This window comes from Magnetococcales bacterium, from assembly GCA_015231925.1.
Lineage (GTDB): Bacteria > Pseudomonadota > Magnetococcia > Magnetococcales > JADGAQ01 > JADGAQ01.
The window spans coordinates 13,533-30,263 of record JADGAQ010000029.1; the positions used below are offsets into that span (position 1 = coordinate 13,533).

At 61.5% G+C, this 16,731-nt stretch carries 10 protein-coding genes and 1 riboswitch; of the genes, 7 read left to right on the forward strand and 3 right to left on the reverse strand.

The window, feature by feature from the left end; genetic code table 11:
• Positions 1-4 precede the first annotated feature (4 nt).
• From HQL56_05410 to HQL56_05440, 7 genes are all read left to right on the forward strand, one after another.
• The gene (locus tag HQL56_05410; GenBank protein MBF0308946.1) at positions 5-3,898 is read left to right on the forward strand and encodes a response regulator; all 3,894 of its coding nucleotides are present in this window, start codon (positions 5-7) and stop codon (positions 3,896-3,898) included.
• Positions 3,895-5,049, forward strand: coding sequence for a response regulator (locus HQL56_05415; protein ID MBF0308947.1), 1,155 nt, complete (start codon positions 3,895-3,897; stop codon positions 5,047-5,049). Before HQL56_05410 ends, HQL56_05415 begins: the two co-directional genes overlap by 4 nt.
• 12 nt (positions 5,050-5,061) lie before the next feature.
• Complete coding sequence (locus HQL56_05420) at positions 5,062-6,990, forward strand: PAS domain S-box protein (protein ID MBF0308948.1); 1,929 nt, start codon at positions 5,062-5,064, stop codon at positions 6,988-6,990.
• A gap of 398 nt (positions 6,991-7,388) precedes the next feature.
• Positions 7,389-10,295, forward strand: coding sequence for an EAL domain-containing protein (locus tag HQL56_05425; protein ID MBF0308949.1), 2,907 nt, complete (start codon positions 7,389-7,391; stop codon positions 10,293-10,295).
• A 287-nt stretch (positions 10,296-10,582) separates the two neighbouring features.
• Positions 10,583-11,632, forward strand: a complete 1,050-nt coding sequence (gene cobT / locus HQL56_05430) for a nicotinate-nucleotide--dimethylbenzimidazole phosphoribosyltransferase (GenBank protein MBF0308950.1) — start codon at positions 10,583-10,585, stop codon at positions 11,630-11,632.
• Positions 11,629-12,252, forward strand: coding sequence for a histidine phosphatase family protein (locus HQL56_05435; protein ID MBF0308951.1), 624 nt, complete (start codon positions 11,629-11,631; stop codon positions 12,250-12,252). The genes cobT and HQL56_05435 overlap by 4 nt, the downstream gene beginning before the upstream one ends.
• A 33-nt stretch (positions 12,253-12,285) precedes the next feature.
• Positions 12,286-12,518: riboswitch (cobalamin riboswitch) on the forward strand.
• A 152-nt stretch (positions 12,519-12,670) separates the two neighbouring features.
• Positions 12,671-14,488, forward strand: a complete 1,818-nt coding sequence (locus HQL56_05440) for a TonB-dependent receptor (protein MBF0308952.1) — start codon at positions 12,671-12,673, stop codon at positions 14,486-14,488.
• A gap of 4 nt (positions 14,489-14,492) precedes the next feature.
• Here HQL56_05440 and HQL56_05445 read toward each other — a convergent pair whose 3' ends face one another.
• The 3 genes from HQL56_05445 to HQL56_05455 all read right to left on the reverse strand — a co-directional run.
• A complete protein-coding gene (locus HQL56_05445) occupies positions 14,493-15,362 on the reverse strand; it encodes a cobalamin-binding protein (GenBank protein MBF0308953.1) in 870 nt (289 codons plus the stop codon).
• Positions 15,359-16,129 (reverse strand): ABC transporter ATP-binding protein, encoded by a 771-nt coding sequence (locus tag HQL56_05450; protein MBF0308954.1) that lies wholly within the window; start codon positions 16,127-16,129, stop codon positions 15,359-15,361. Before HQL56_05450 ends, HQL56_05445 begins: the two co-directional genes overlap by 4 nt.
• Positions 16,126-16,731, reverse strand: a 606-nt coding sequence (locus tag HQL56_05455; protein MBF0308955.1) for an iron ABC transporter permease, incomplete at its 5' end; no start/stop codon positions are given. The genes HQL56_05450 and HQL56_05455, both read right to left, overlap by 4 nt.

Below are 16,731 nucleotides of genomic sequence, written 5' to 3' on the forward strand. Positions count from 1 at the left end.
GGCCATGACCACAAAACCTTTTTTTTCCAGATTCTCCCTGGGAATCAAAACCGTTGTCCTGGGCATTTTGATCAGCCTGGTGGCCAGCGTGGTCCTGGACCATTTCCACTCCCAATTATTCCTGCAGAAGGCCTCCGAGGCCCTGAGGGTGGAGCTGGCGCGGGAGATCCGCACCGTGCGCCTGCGCCTGAAGGAGTTCAAGAACCAGATTCCCGCCACCCTGAACCTCCTGGCGGAAAACCGCAAACTGATTCACTACGTTTCCGGGGAGTGGCCCTCCCGTGAGGGGATGGTCCACCACAAACGCCTGCCGCCCTGGCTGCCGCTCCCCGGCATCTGGCAGAGCCTTCACGCCGATCTGGTGCTGTTGCTGGGACCGGGCGGGGAGATTCGCGAATACCATTACACCGACAAGAGGAAGAGCGAGCTGCCACCCTGGCTGAAGGAGGAGCTGCCGCTGCTCTTTGCCAAGAGCCTGGGCCAACTTCTGGTCACGGAACAGGAGGGACGCCCCCACATGATGAACGCCGTCCCCGTGCGCAATGCCCAGGGAGACATCCGGGCCCACCTCCTGGTGGTGTGTCTCCTCGACAACACCCTGATGGAGAATCTATTCCCCTTTTCGGGTTCGGACAGCCTCGGTGTGGCGGTTCTGGCGGGTTCGCCCCCCCGGCTGGTGGCGGAAAACATCCCCAGCACACGAGAGTTCGGCTTGCATGACACCCATGAAGATATCCACGACATCCTCTCCGGGAAGGGCAACTATCTTCTGCTCGGCAAGGAGTTCGACGACGATGGCGATACCGAAGCCCGCATCAACCTGTCGGTCTTCGTGGAAAAGCGCCGCGCGGCCCAGTTCAGCGAACAACTGCTTTCCGTGGAACGCCGCATGCAGTTGGTCATGGTGCCGATTCTGATCCTGACCTTTCTGGTGCTGGCTCTGAGGAAGGTCCGGCGTATACGCGGGCTGATTCAACGCATGGCCCTCCTCTCCCGCGAGGATCTGGACTTCAATCTCCACATCGAACTGAAAGGCGATGAACTGACCCTTTTGGAGAGTGTCTTTGCCCGACTCTGGGAGAAAAACCGCTGGACCCACACCTTTCGGGCCAATATCAACACCATGCTCCACTCCGGACTGGAAAGCCACTCCCTGAGGGATGAGCTGCAACGGGATCTGGCCCTGGTGCTGAAAAGCTGCCCCACTTTCGGGACCGGCATGGGAGCCATTCTACTGGCGGAAGGCACTCCCCGTGAACTGGTCATGACGGCCAGCATCGGCTTGTCACCGGCCATGTTGGAACACTGCACCCGGATTTCCCCCGAAGAGTCCGGTCTGTGCAGCCGGGTATTGCAAAGCGGGATTCCCCATTTCGGGCCATGTGGCCATGAGGTTTACGTCAGCGGGGAGGAGACCCGTTCCCCAAACAACTACTGCCTGCCGATCCGCAGCCGGGGCGAAACCCTGGGCGTAATGGTGCTTTATGCCCAGGAGGAACACCTTCGACACGCGGACGAGGAGGAGTATCTCTGGACCGTGGCCCACACCCTGGCGGGGATCATCGAACGCCACCGCAAGGAGGCCGAGCTGGCTCGGGCCAAGGAGTCGGCGGAACAGGCCAACCGCTTCAAAAGCGACTTCCTGGCCAACATGAGCCACGAAATCCGTACCCCGATGAACGCCATCATCGGCATGAGCCACCTGTTGGGCAAGACCAAACTGACCCTTCGACAGATGGATTACCTGACCAAAATCACCGCCTCCTCGCGCACCCTGCTCGGTATCATCAACGACATCCTCGATTTCTCCAAGATCGAAGCCAACAAGATGCAACTGGATCCGATTCCTTTCGATCTGGAAACCGTTCTGCGGGAGGTGGCGGACCTGATCGTGGGCAAGGCGGAGGAGAAAGGGCTGGAATTCCTGCTCCATATCGCTCCGGGCACTCCGACCCAACTGATCGGCGATTCGTTGCGACTGGGACAGGTATTGATCAATCTGGCCAGCAATGCCGTGAAATTCACCCGAAAGGGGGAGGTGGTCATCTCCGTATCCGCCGAGCATGTCGGCTCCTCGTTCATCTGGTTGCGCTTTTCGGTGCGGGACACGGGCATCGGGTTGACTCCGGAGCAGATGGAACGACTTTTCCAGGCCTTTGGCCAGGCCGAAACCTCCACCACCCGGGAATTCGGCGGCACCGGTCTGGGGTTGTCCATCTGCAAACGCCTGGTCGCCATGATGGGTGGCGATATCCAGGTGGAAAGCACTCCCGGAAAAGGTAGCCAATTCCATTTCCAGGCCGGATTTTTCCTGCAGGAGCGGCAGCCGGATCAGGCCCGGTTTCGCGTTACGCTGGAGCAGTTCCGCCAGGCCCGTGCCCTGGTGGCCGATGACAGCGCCTCCTTCTGCCTGATATTCCGCGACCTGCTGACCCCGATCGTCAAGGAGGTGGTGACAGTCCCCTCGGGCCGGGCCGCCCTTCAGGAGCTGCGCCAGGCCTCGGAAGCGAACCAACCGGCCTATGATCTCTTCTTCGTCGACTGGAACATGCCGGAGATGGACGGTATCGAAACGCTCCACCGCATGCGCGAGGAGATCCCGCGGGACAGGATTCCGACGGTGATCCTGGTAACCGCCCACGCCCGGGAAGAGGTGCTGGCGCAGGCAGACACCGTGGGAGTGGATGCCCTGCTTTTCAAACCGGTCAGCCAGTCCCTTCTGGTCAACACCCTGGTGGAACTTTACGAGGGTCGGGGACGGGAATCCGGTCGTCCCGCCAACACCTTCGACACCATGGAGCAACTGCTGCGGGAAAGCCTCGGCGGGGCCCGCGTTCTGGTGGTGGACGACAACACCATCAACCAGCAGGTGGCGCGGGAGATACTGGAAAACGCCGGATTGGTGGTCACCCTGGCAAGAAACGGACAGGAGGCGCTGGACCACATCGAAAAGGCCTCTGCGGGCGAAGTGGAGCTGGTGTTCATGGATCTGCAGATGCCCGTGATGGATGGCTTCAGCGCCACACGGGCCATTCGCGCCCTGCCCGGATGCCGCGATCTGCCCATCGTGGCCATGACCGCCAATGCCATGGCCGGAGATCGGGAGCGTTCCCTGGCCGTCGGCATGAACGATCACGTGGTCAAACCGATCGATGTGTCCGAACTCTATACCACGCTGGAGAAGTGGCTCCATCCCCGCAGTCGGCTCGATCAACCGCCACCGCCTCGGGAGGAGTATCCTCCGGCCTTGCCCGCGAGACCGCTGCCGACCCTGCTGCCGGGAGTGGATCGCCGGGAGGCTCTGGAACGGGTCAACGGCAACGAGCGCCTGCTGGCCCAACTCCTGGTGGCCTTCTGTGGCGACCAGGGAAAATCGGCTGAACGGATCCACGACCTCCTGACCCGTTCGGAGAGAGAAGCAGCGGCCCGTCTGGTCCACACCCTCATGGGACCCGCCGGCAATCTGGGCGCTATGGACCTCTGGAGTGCCGCCCGCGAGCTGGAGGAAGGACTCAAGGGAGAGGCCGGGGATGCGGTATTGGCCAACCTCCTGGAGGATTTCCGGGCCCAATGGGGTCCCTTGCGCCGTTCCGCGCGTCTGTTGGAAGAGTGGCTGGCCACTTTCCCAGCGGAAGTCTCCCCGGAAGCCCCGTCGGAGGAGAAGCCCCGAATCGCCGACCTGTTGCCCCGACTGCGGCAGGCCCTGGCCAGTCACGATATGGACGCCCGTTCCCTGGTGGAAACTCTTTCGACATTGCCGGAAACACCGGAAGAACGGCAAATCGTCGCGGCAATGCTTTCCGCCATTGACGCATTGGAGTATCGTGAGGCCATTGCTCAGATGGAGAAACTCGCCATGCAGATGGCCTTCACGTTGGAGAAGGAGCCGCCGACATGAACCCCGCCTCCGACCAAGCCACCCTTCTTATCATTGACGACCAACCGACAAATATTAAGGTTCTGAACGAAGTCCTGAAAGAGGATTATCGTATAATATTCGCCGTCCGGGGTGATGAAGGATTGGAACTGGCCCGGGAACAGTTGCCCGATCTGGTCCTTCTGGACGTAATCATGCCGGAGATGGATGGCCATGAAGTCTGCCGGCGGCTCAAACTGGACGATAAAACCCGGGACATTCCCATCATCTTCATAACCTCCCTTCAGGTGAAGGAGTTCGAAACCGCCGGCTTGCTCCTGGGGGCAGTGGATTACGTCACCAAGCCTTTTCATGCGGAAATCGTCCGGCTGCGCATTCGCAATCAGCTTGAATTGAAACAGCACCGCGACCATCTGGAAAAAATCGTGGCCGCACAGACCGCCCAGTTGCGACTGGCCAAAGAGGCCGCAGAGGCCGCAGACCGCGCCAAGGCCGATTTGATGATGCTCTTCAGCCACGAGTTGCGCACGCCGCTGAACGGCATCATCGGCTTTCTGGACCTGCTCTCCTCAACCGGATTGGATCGCCATCAACAGGAATATGTCGATACGGTGAACCGTTCCGCCCAAACCCTGGCCGATATGGTGGAAAAGATTCTGGACCTGGTTGGCCTGGAGCTGAACGAAAGCACCCCTCCCCGGCAGCCCTTCAATCTGGAGATCCTGCTGCTGGAGGTGGTGCAGCGGTTTGCCCCGATCGCCGCGAACAAAGGTCTGGAGCTGAACCTGCAGGTCGATTTCGCCACGCTGCCCCCGGTGACGGGAAGTCGTAACCATCTGGGAAAGATTCTGGGCCACCTTCTGGACAATGCCATCAAGTTCAGCGAAACAGGCCGAATCCGTCTCGAAGTAAGCCTTACGGAAAGGAGCGGTCAGTTGCGCTTTGCCGTTAGCGATACGGGCATCGGCATCGAGAAGGGGCTTCAGGAGGTCATTTTTCACTCCTTCACCCAAGGCGAGAAGACCTTGACCCGGCGTCACGGTGGGCTTGGCATGGGCTTGGCCTATTGCCGCAAAGCCCTCTCCCGGCTCTTCGACAGCGAGCTGCGGGTGGAGAGCGAACCGGGCCGGGGCAGTGTTTTTCACTTCGAGGCCTGCCTCGGTGCTTCGTGAGGCGCGGACACCATGTTGCCCGAGTCGACACGCTCCACCCTGCTGATCATTGACGACCAACCAGCCAATATCACGGCGCTCTCCGGGATTTTGAAGGCCGAGTACCGGATTCTGTTCGCCACCAGCGGTCGGGAAGGTCTGAATCTCGCCTGGGAGCAACAACCGGACCTGATCCTGCTGGACGTGGTCATGCCGGAGATGGATGGTCATGAAGTCTTCCGGCAGTTGAAAGATCACGATACCACCCGGGAAACACCCCTCATCTTCATCACCTCCCACCAATCACGGGAATTCGAAGCCGCCGGACTGCTGATGGGAGCGGTGGACTACATCACCAAACCGTTTCATCCGGAAATCGTCAAGCTGCGTGTACGCAACCAGATGGAGTTGAAACGCCATCGGGAAAATCAGCAGCACATGATGGAGAAGCTGCGTCAGAGCGAGGAGATGCGACGCCTGATCATCGATAACACCCCCTGCGGTATCGTCGCCACCGATGAAAAAGGACGGATCCAGGTATTCAACACGGCTGCGGAAAACCTCTTCGGCTACAGCAAGGAAGAGGCCTTTGGTCGAAACGCGCTGGAAATGGTCCCCACGAATCTGCAGCAATTGACCTGCGAAATCTTCCGGAGTTTCCTCAAAGCCGACAATCTCTCCACCCTCGGGCTCATTCCCTTCGAAATGGAAGCCGTGCGCCACGATGGCGTTGTGTTTCCCGTCCGCATGGCCATCAACCCGGTGAAAACCGCCGATGGCACCTCCTACGTCGGCATGATCGTCGACATTAGCGGAGAAAAACGCCTATTCGAAGAGGTCGCGCGTCTGGAAAAAACCATCATCGAAAGCGCCCCTTTCGGAATCATCGTGGCGGACGACGAACTCTCCATTCGCATGTTCAACGCCGCTGCCGAAATTCTCTTCGACTATCAGCGGGAGGCCATCATCGGCCAAAGCGTGATCAGTCTGTTGCCCCTTTCACTGTATGAAACGTTCGAAAAGGGGGTGGCCCATTACCGTGCCCTGGGCGAACTGCCTTTCCCGGAAGGACTCTTTTTCGAGGTACGGGCCAAACGTCGCAATGGCCAGGAGTTTCCGGCCCGACTCGCCGTCAATCGCATGGAAATTGCCAGTCACGCCTCCTTCGTGGCCATGGTTGTCGATATCACCGAGGAGAAACGGCTGCTGTCGGAGCTGGTGCAGTCGGAAAAAATGGCCGGGTTGGGTGGGCTGGTGGCGGGTGTGGCCCATGAGATCAATACCCCGGTCGGCAACGGAGTCACCGCCATTTCGGAATTGCAGGATCGGCTGGATGCCTTCATCCGCCTGGCAGATGAAGAAGGCCTCAGCGAGGAGGAGTTGAAGGATCATCTGGCATCGACCCAACGCCTGGTCAGGCTGGCCCGCATCAATCTGGAACGCGCCACGGAGCTGATGCGCAGCTTCAAATCCGTGGCGGTGGATCAATCCAGCGAGCAGTTGCGTACCTTCAAGCTGCGCGCTTACGTGGAATCAGCCATCACAACGCTGCATCACCGCCTCAAAAACACCCGGATTTCCATCATGATCCTCTGTCCCCAGGACCTGGAAATCCGCAGCTACCCCGGGGCCATTTCCCAAATCGTGATCAATCTGATCGAAAATGCCCTGCTTCACGCCTTCCCCGGCGATGACTACGGATTGATCACATTGACTTTCACCCGGATGGGGGAGCGCCTGCACTTCACCTATCAGGACAATGGCCAGGGCATGACGGAGGAGATCCGGCAACGCATCTTCGAACCCTTCTTCACCACTCGACGGGACCACGGGGGCAGCGGTTTGGGCATGCACATCGTCTACAACCTGGTAACCAGCACCTTCGGAGGCACCATCTCCTGCCAGAGCAGCCCCAACCAGGGCGTGACCATTCAGATTGATATGCCCATGCATATGCGCTAATTCGGCCTGAACCGTCGCGGGGATTATTGAAATACGGCCCGGATCATGCCATGATTTCGAGTCGTTGAAGCTGTTGTTCCCGGTTTATCCCGTCTTCTTCATAAATTTCGTCACCAAACCGGCCAGGGCGCGTCAGGACAAGGCGCGCGCCGCATCGACAACCCGGACCGTGGCCGTTCCACGATGAGGATCGTCGAGCGGGCATAACGCAGTCAGGGTGCATTCCGGGTCCGGATGCAGCAGAAGTTTATGAATGAAACGGGTTTATCGCTCTCCGGCAGATTCCGATCGCATCGACGCCTCGTTTTTCCCAAAAGATCGAATGTGGATGATCGATAAAAACATGCCCCGGATTCTCCTTGTCCCTACTGCACACCTCCTGGAAGACTGTGCCGCGCATGTTCGATTCCCGTAAACGCGAGCCGATCCGCCTGGGTCTGATGCCACCGCTGACCGGTATCGTCGCCCTGTACGGCCCCGAAATCGTCTGGTCGGCCCGCATCGCCTGTGAGGAGATCAACGAACGGGGTGGCGTGCTGGGACGCCCGCTGGAACTCTTTATCGAAGACGATGGCAGTTTGCCCCAAAGTGCCGTCACCGCAGCCAAACGCCTGGTCGTGGAACACCGCTGCGCCGCCCTGATCGGCAATCTGCTTTCCAACTCCCGCATCGCCGTTGCCAACCATGTCGCGGAAGCCTACCAGATCCCCTACCTGAACTTCTCCTTCTACGAAGGCAGCATCTCCAGCCGCTATTTTTTCCATTTCGCCGCGCTGCCCAACCAGCAAATCGACCGGATGATCCCCTGGATGGGAAAACATCACGGCGTCAAGATGTTTTTTGCCGGCAACAACTACGAGTGGCCACGGGGCTCCATCGACGCCGCCAAGCGGATTTTGCGCAAAATCGACGGTGATGTCGTTGGCGAGGAGTATCTGCCCATCGGCGCCACCTCCGCCGAAATCGAAGCGCTGCTCGACAAGGTGGCCCGGTCCGGCGCCGACTGTTTTGTGCCCTATTTCGCCGGAGCCGATCAGATCGCCCTGCTCAACCGCTTCGCCGAAGTGGGTCTGAAGGAGCGCATGGCGGTGGTCATGGGACACTACGACGAGGTCATGGTCTCCCATCTCTCCCCCAAGGTACGAGAGGGATGCTACTCCAGCAATACCTATTTCATGTCGGTAGACACTCCCGAGAATAAACTCTTCCTGGAACGGCTCTCCCGGTATCCGGGCATCGACGCCCTCTGGCCCCTGGGCAGGGGAGCCGTCAGCAATTTCGGGGAAGGCACCTATCTCTGCGTCAAGGCCTTTGCCAAAGCGGCGGAAACCGGGGGGAACATCGAGGCTGATACCCTGATCCGGTCGCTGGAAAGCGTGCGTCTCACCACTCCCCAGGGCGAGGTGGCCATGGATGCCCATACCCACCATGCCTGCGTCAATACCTATCTGGCCTGCTGCCGGGCCGACGGAACCTTCCGCATCGTGGACTCCTTCGGACAGATTCCACCCCAGATTCCGGAACGCTATCGGGACTTCGGCAAGCTCCACGAATCACCCCTCTCCCCCCAGGTGGCCGCGCGTCTGGTGGAAGAGGTTGCCGCCGCCAAAAACAAGATCGGCAATGCCCAACACATCCTCTCCTTCGTCGATACCGCGGTTTTGGCCACCGACGCCGGCGGCGTGATCCTCGAATCGAATCGGGGAGCCCGCACCCTCTTCGGCTACAGCTCCGAAGAGATGCTGGGCATGCCCATCCATTTTCTGTTGCCCCCCCATTTTCGCAAACGGCATCAGACCTACATACAGCAATTTCTGGAAAGCCCCGAATCGGAACGCCGCATGTCCGAACGCGGCGAGGTGACGGGGTACCGCAAGGACGGCAGCTTTTTCCCGCTCGAAGCCTCCATCGCCAAATTTCACGACGGCCAGCAGACGATCCTGGTGGTCACCATGCGGGACATCACCGAACGCAAACGCGCCGAAGAGGAACTGCTGCGCCGGGCCACCCACGACTCCTTGACGGGCCTGCCGAACCGGGCCCTGATCCGGGAGCGTCTCAGCAACGCCCTGCATCGTTCCAAACGCCAGGGCAGTGCCAATCTGGCCCTGCTGTTCATCGATCTGGACGGATTCAAACTGATCAACGACACCCACGGCCACGACACCGGTGATGCCTTGTTGAAGGAGGTGGCCCACCGCCTTATGGAACAGGTTCGCCCCGGTGACACGGTGGCCCGTCTGGCCAGCGATGAATTCGTCATCCTCTGCGACCACATCGAACATCCGGAAATGATCTCTTCCCTGGCGCAACGCCTCAACGAAGTGCTGCGTCTGCCCATGGTCTGCGGCGACACCCCCCTGATCGTCACCGCCAGCATCGGCGTGGCCCTGGGACAGGGATCGACTCACACGGCGGAAGAGCTGCTCACTTCCGCTGATACGGCCATGTTCGCCGTCAAGCAGAAAGGACGGGACAACTGGCAGTTCTTCAACGAGGAGATGCAAAGCCTGGCGGTGCAACGGCTGGCCATTCACCAGGGTTTGCGACTCGCGGTCGAACACGGGGAGCTGCACGCCCTCTTTCAACCCATCGTGGAGGCCCGAACGGGAAAGGTGAAGGGGGCGGAACTGCTGTTGCGCTGGAGACCTCCCGAAGGGGAGGTCTCCCCGGCGGTCTTCATTCCGGTTGCCGAAATGAGCGGGGCCATTCTCCCCATCGGTACCTGGGTCTTCCGTAAAGGGTGTTACGCCCAAGCCGCCTGGCAGAGGCTCTGGGGCAAGGAGGCCCCCTATGTCTCCGTCAACGTCTCCGCCCGGCAACTCAACGATGAAAGCGTGGTCGGAACCTTTCAGTCCATTCTCAAGGAGAGCGGCGCCGATCCGAGGCGAATCCTCCTGGAGATCACCGAAAGCGCCCTGATGACCGACGTGGAGAGCAATCTGCGGGTTCTCAACCAACTGGCCCAACTGGGACTGCGGGTGGCGGTGGATGATTTCGGCACCGGCTACTCCTCCCTGGCCCAATTGACCCGCCTGCCCGTCAATGTTCTCAAGATCGACCGGGCTTTCGTCACGGGAATCTCCCGGGATAAGCGCAACCTGACCGTGGTTTGCGCCGTTATCGGCTTGGGCAAGGCACTAGACCTCAAGCTGGTGGCCGAAGGCGTCGAAACAGAGGAACAGTTGCAACACCTGAAAGACAATGCCTGCGATTTCATCCAGGGCTACTACTTTTTCCGCCCGATGGAGGAGACCGCTTTCCTGGAACTGTGTCGCAACGAATTCGACGCCATCGCCGAATGAGCCGCTCGCCACTCTTTGCGGACAGCCCCTGTTGCCCGGATGCGGCAGCGCTTGCGATCGGGGTTATACCTGTGCCAGGATGTTTGCGAATGGGAGCCTTGCAAAGTGGCCATGGTCGAGACGTTGTATATTTTAAATCCGTCGACTTTCAATATGTTATCTTTTAGAATGCAAAAAATGAAAATGTTCTATCCTTTGATTTTTCCATTTATCGATCATTCCGAGCCATTTCGTCGCGGTTATGCAATTGGTTCCTGATACATCCCTTTTTTAGAAAGGCCTCCGCCTTGATTCCTTCCTGGTTCCGGCAACCCGTCAAGACGATTTCGGACAGAGCGCGCCTGCAGGCTGGCGAGCGGTTGGATCAGTTGTGCAAACCTCCGGGAGGTTTGGGTATTCTGGAATACATCGTGTTGGAACTGGCGGGGATGCAGGATACCTGTTATCCCGAGGTCGATCCCTGCAAGCTGGTCATTTTCGCCGCCGACCACGGTATCGCCAAAGCGGGCATCTCGGCCTTTCCCCAGCCGGTCAGTACGGTCATTACCCATCGTATTCTGGGTGGACGCGCCGCGCCGGCTTTGTTGGCCGAATCGACCGTCACGCCGCTGGAGGTCATCGATTTTGGCGTGCAGGGCCCCCTGCCGGACCACGAAAAGTTGAGACGAGCCTCGTTTCGCAGTTGCACCGAGGATTTTCGCACCCGTTCGGCCATGTCCGCCGACCAGTTCTTCATGGCCCTGCACGAGGGCAAACAGGCAGCGGAGCGGGCCAAGGAGGCGGGCGTCCACCTGTTGATACCTGCCGATGTGGGCATGGACAACAACACCTCGGCCACTGCGGTTTTGTGCGCCCTGTTGGGGCTCTCTCCCAACAGCGTCACCGGTCCGGACGCCGGTCAGGACGAAAAGGCCATGGCCCGCAAGGTGACAGCCATCCAACAGGCCCTGGACCACCACAGCACCGCGCTGGGCGAGCCCATGGATGCCCTCATGCGACTGGGTGGTCTGGAAACGGCCGCCATGTGCGGCACCTTCATGGCCTGCGCCCAACTGGGTATCGCCGCTCTGGTGGATGGCTTCGTCGCCAGCGTGGCTGCCCTGGCTGCGGTTTCCATGCGCCCTGCGCTGCGCCCCTGGCTGCTCTTCAGCCATCGCACCGCCGAACCGGGACACTTTTCGGTTCTCAAAGCCCTGAACGCCATTACCATTCTGCAACTGGACCTGCGCATGGGCGGCGGACTGGGGGCTCTCTGCGCCCTGCCGCTGATGCGCAACGCCTGTTTGCTGCAACGTCACATGAGTACCTTCCAGCAGGCCGGCATTCCCCTGCCATGAACCCCCTGCCTCCCCCTGGAGCCACTGCGGTGGATCTGCTGCGCCACGGCGAACCCGAGGGAGGCGAGATGTATCGCGGCTCGCTGGACCATCCTCTGAGTCCCCTGGGTTGGCAGCAAATGCTCTCCGCCATTGACACGGTACCGTGCCGGTGGGATCTGATCCTCCACTCTCCCCTGCTGCGTTGCGCCGATTTTGCGCAAAATATCGCAAAAAAACGCGCCATTCCCTGCCATTGCGAACCCCGTTTCCAGGAGATGGGCTTCGGCCTCTGGGAAGGTCGCACCCGGGACGAACTCCTGGCCGGAGACCGGGAACGCCTGACCCGCTTCTGGCTGGACCCGCTGCACAACACACCCCCGGAGGGGGAACCCCTGCTCGACGTGCAACATCGGGTCAGCCAGGCCTGGGAGGAAATGCTGCAGCACTATGCCGACCGGGCCATTCTCATCGTGGCCCACGGCGGCATCATCCGTTTGCTCATGGCCCTCAACCTGGGCATGCCCCTGGAAAACCTCTCACGAGTGGTGGTGCCTTACGCCTGTCTGGTGCGTTTTCGTATCGACCGTTTCGGCCCCCATCGCATTCCCCGCCTTCTGGCCCACCTGCCCTTCGAATGAACCCTTGACACGTCCGCCCGCAGCCCCCTACCCTTCGGGCCACATGCGGCAGGTGCTCCTGGAACCATTCGTGTTCCGGAGTGAAACGGGAAGTCCGGTGACGCGCTGAAATCACTTTCAGCGCCATTCCGACGCTGCCCCCGCAACGGTAAGCGCGCAAAAACGCACCTTCATGCCACCGTGGTCATGCCATGGGAAGGCGGTGCGCAGGCGAACCCCTTCGCCGCTCGCAAGCCCGGAGACCGGCCTGCCGCCTGCATACCGCGCTGCGATGGGAAGCGTGGGGTGCCTGGCTGCGGCTCTTCCGGTCGGCGGAATGTCCGTTTCTTTTGCATCCCGATCTCCTCTTCATCGCTGGCGCGATCCCTTCGGCTTGCCGCACGGACGGGTGCGGCCAATGCGATGAAAAGAGGTTCCCATGCGTCACACGTCTTCCCTGCTTTCCCTTCTGGTAGCCTTCGCAGCGCCTGCGGTCGGATTGGCCGAATCGGGCGAGGCTCCGGTGGGCAAGGTCGCTCCCGTGGTCGTCACCGCCACCCGCACCCCTCAACCCCTGACCCGCTCTCTCGCCGCCGTCACCCTGATCACCCGGGACGACATCACCCGCTCCGGGGTCAACTCCCTGCCGGATCTGCTGCGGCAACGGGCGGGACTGGACGTGGTGCAACAAGGCGGACTGGGTCGCGCCTCCAGCCTGTTCATGCGCGGAGCCAACTCCGACCAGACCCTTTTCCTGCTGGACGGGGTGCGCATGGGGTCGGCAACCGTGGGCTCGACACCTCTGGAACTGGTGCCCCTCTCCCAGGTGGAACGCATCGAAATCGTGCGAGGCCCCCGTTCGAGCCTCTTCGGCTCGGAAGCCATCGGCGGGGTGGTGCAAATCTTCACCAAACAACCGGACAAACCCTTCCAGGCCGAAGCCTCCGCCGGAGCGGGCAGCTTTCAAACCCGCCAGGTCTCCTCCCGCGTCGGGGGATTCCAAGGCGACACTTTTTGGCAGGTGGGCGCCTCCCATCAGGGCACCAAGGGCTTCAATGCCCGTCAGCCGGTTCCGGGCCCCTTCGGCGTCGATCAACCGGATGCGGACGGCTACGAGGATCAGTCGGCCAGCCTGCTGGTGGGGCATCGTTTCAAACGGGGTGATCTGGCCTTTTCCCTCTTCCGCACCCAGGGTGACTACGAGTACGACGGCAGCTACGACCATTCCGATTTTGTCCAGCAGTCCCTCAGCCTCAAGGGCAGCCTCAAGCCGACCGACTCCTGGAAGCTGACCCTCCAGGGGGGCCAGTTCCGCGACCAGTTGGGTTCTCACGGGCCGTTGGTTTCCAGCAGCCGCGCGGCCACCCTGCGCAACTCCCTCAATCTGCAAAGCGACTACACCCTCCTTCCCGGGCAAACCCTGACCCTGGGAGGGGAGTGGCGAGGCGAAGAGGTCTCTTCGGATACCGCCTTCACCAGCAAGGATCGGGAAAACCAGGCCCTCTTTCTGCAACATCTGGCGGAGTGGGATCGTTTCGAGCTGCAGGCGGGGGGACGTTTCGACAAGAGCGACGCTTTCGGGGACCATTCGACCTGGAATCTGGCCGGGGGCTATTGGCTGCCCTACGATTTCAAGGCTACCGTGGGTTGGGGCACGGGCTTCAAAGCGCCCTCCTTCAACCAGCTCTACTGGCCCGACACCGGTTTCGGCGGTGGCAACCCCGCCTTGCAGCCGGAGACCTCCCAAAGCTGGGAAGTGGGACTGTCACGGGAGGTGGCCTCCTGGTCCTGGTCGTTGCGCGGCTTCGATACCCGGGTCAACAACCTGATCGACGGCTGGCCACCTTCCAACGTCTCCCGTGCCCGCATGAAAGGCGTCGAAGTGGAAGTGGGCGGCAAGCTGGCCGCCTGGGAAGGACGCGCCGAAATGACCTTTCTGAGTGCGGAAAACCGCACCACGGGCAAGGATCTGGCGCGTCGCGCCGGGCGGCTGGGCTCCCTGCATCTGGCCCACCCGGCAGGAGCAGGCCGGGTCTCCCTGGATCTGAAGCAACGGGGCAGCTCGTTCGACGAAGCGGCCAACACCACCCGCATCGCCGGATACGGCACCCTGGATCTCCACGGCGAATATCCCATCGGAGAGGGCTGGGTTCTCAAGGGAACCGTGGGCAACCTCTTCGACAAGGCGTATCAGACCGTGGCCACCTACAACAGCCCCGGTCGTTATCTCTTCCTCGAAGCCGAGTGGCGCATGTAACGACTCATTCCTGCTGACGCACCTGCTCCAGGAAGGCGCACAACAAACGGGCGCCTTCCTGGATGCGGGGCGTCTGCCGCTGCAGCAGATCCGGATGGATGATCAGAAACCGCTCCCTTTTGACCGCCTTCAGCCAGGGCCATTTGCGCCAGGCCTCCAACCAGACCGGCCTCTCGCCCTCCACGCCGCTGGTGACGATCACCTCCGGATCCGCCGCCAGCACCGCCTCCCGATCCACGGGCGGCGCCAGTTGGGGCAACCCCTCGAAGATGTTGCGTCCGCCGCAGAGACGAATCACGTCGCCGACCATATGCCCCCCACCCAGGGTCATCAGCGGCATATCCCACATCTGATAGAAAAGACTCACCGGCCGTTTGTCGGCATGGCTGCGGCGCAAAACCTCCAAATTCCGCAAAAAGGCCTCCCCCGCCTGCCGCCCGGAATCGGCATTTCCCGTCAGTCGGCCCAGACGCTGCAAGGTGGTGGCGATATCCTCCAGATGGCGGGGCTCCGAGATGTAAAGCGCCATGTCGTGACGCCGGGCCAGCCCCTCGTTCAATCCCGCATTGCCGCTGCTCCAGCCCACCACCAGATCCGGGCGCAAAGCCAGCAGCCGCTCAAGATCAAAGCGGCCATGGGAGCCTACCCGTGGCAGACGGGCCGCCTCGGGGGGATAATCGCTGTAGTCCACCGCCCCCACCATGGAGCCACCCGCGCCAGCCGCATACAGCAGCTCGGTCAAATGGGGGGCCAGACTGACGATACGTCGCGCCGGGGCCGACAATGTGACCTGCCGCCCCGTGTCGTCGTGAACCGTGATCTCTTCCGCCTGCGCCGCAGCCAGTCCGGAAAGGAGCGCAAGCACCACCCTCAGGCCACGCCCCACAGCGCCCTCTCCCCATCGCTGACCCGCACCACCGGCAGTCCGAACAGACGTTGCAGGTTGCTTTCCTGCAAGACCTCGGCAAGCGGTCCCTGTTGATGGAAGCCCCCACCGTAAAGCAGCAGCAGGTGGTCGCAGTGGCGCGCCGCCAGGTTGGCGTCGTGAAAAACGGCAATGCTGGCCCCCTGCCGCTCCCCGAGCCAGCGATCCAGGAGTTGCAGAGTGGCCAGTTGATGGCGGGGATCGAGATGGTTGGCCGGTTCGTCCAGCAGGAGAAGGGGAGCCTCCTGCACCAGAAGACGGGCCAGGGCGGTACGACGCCGTTCCCCGCCCGAAAGGGTGTGCAGCAGGCGGTTGGCCAGGGGCAACAGCTCCAGAGCGGCCAGGCTCTCCTCCACCCGGCGCTGGTCATCCACCGCCTCCCCCGTCCAAAACGACTGGTGCGGATAGCGCCCCATGGCCACGGTTTCCCAAACCGTCAGCGGGAAACCGAAATCATCCCCCTGGGTCAGCAGCCCCATCTGGCAGGCCCGTTTGCGGGCGGACCAGCGGGACAGGGCCTCGCCGCGCAGCAGGATCCGGCCCTGCCGGGGGGCTCGCAATCCGGCCAGGGTGTGCAGCAGGGTGGTTTTGCCCACGCCGTTGCTACCCATCAAACCCCAACGCTGCCCCGGCAGCACCTGCATGTCCAGACGATGGCAGACCGGTTGTTCACCCACCAGCACATCGAGGTTGTGGGTGGAGAGCAACGGCGTCATGTACGCAACTCCCGACGCATCAGGATCAGAAAGAGGGGCACCCCCACCAGTGCGGTCACCACCCCGACCGGAATCTGACGCGGGGCCCAGAGGGTACGGGCCAGGGTATCGGCGGCCAGCAACAAGACCCCGCCACCCAAAACCGCCCCCGGCAGCAACAGGCCGTGCCGACGCAAGCCCGCCAGCCGCAGGGCGTGGGGTACCACCAGACCCACGAAACCCACGCTGCCGGCGGTGGTCACCGCCAGGGCGGTCAGCAACGCCGCCACCACGAACAGTCCCAGACGCAGGGCTCCCACCGTGACGCCCAGGGAGGCGGCCTGCCCCTCTCCAAGGGTCAGGAGGTCGATGGCGCGATGCCACGGCCAGACCAGGGCCAACCCCAGAAACAGGACCCCCAAGGAGAGCCACGGGGTCTCGGCGTAAGCCATGTCCCCCATCAACCAGAACAGCATACCCCGCAAGGCCTGCTCCGGGCTGAAGGCCAGCAGGAAGCCGACCAGCGCCCCCCAGCCCGCCGCCAGAACCACCCCGGTCAACAACACCCTTTCCGCCTGGAAACGGCGGTTCATGCCCCCCAATCCCGCTACCAGAAAAATCGA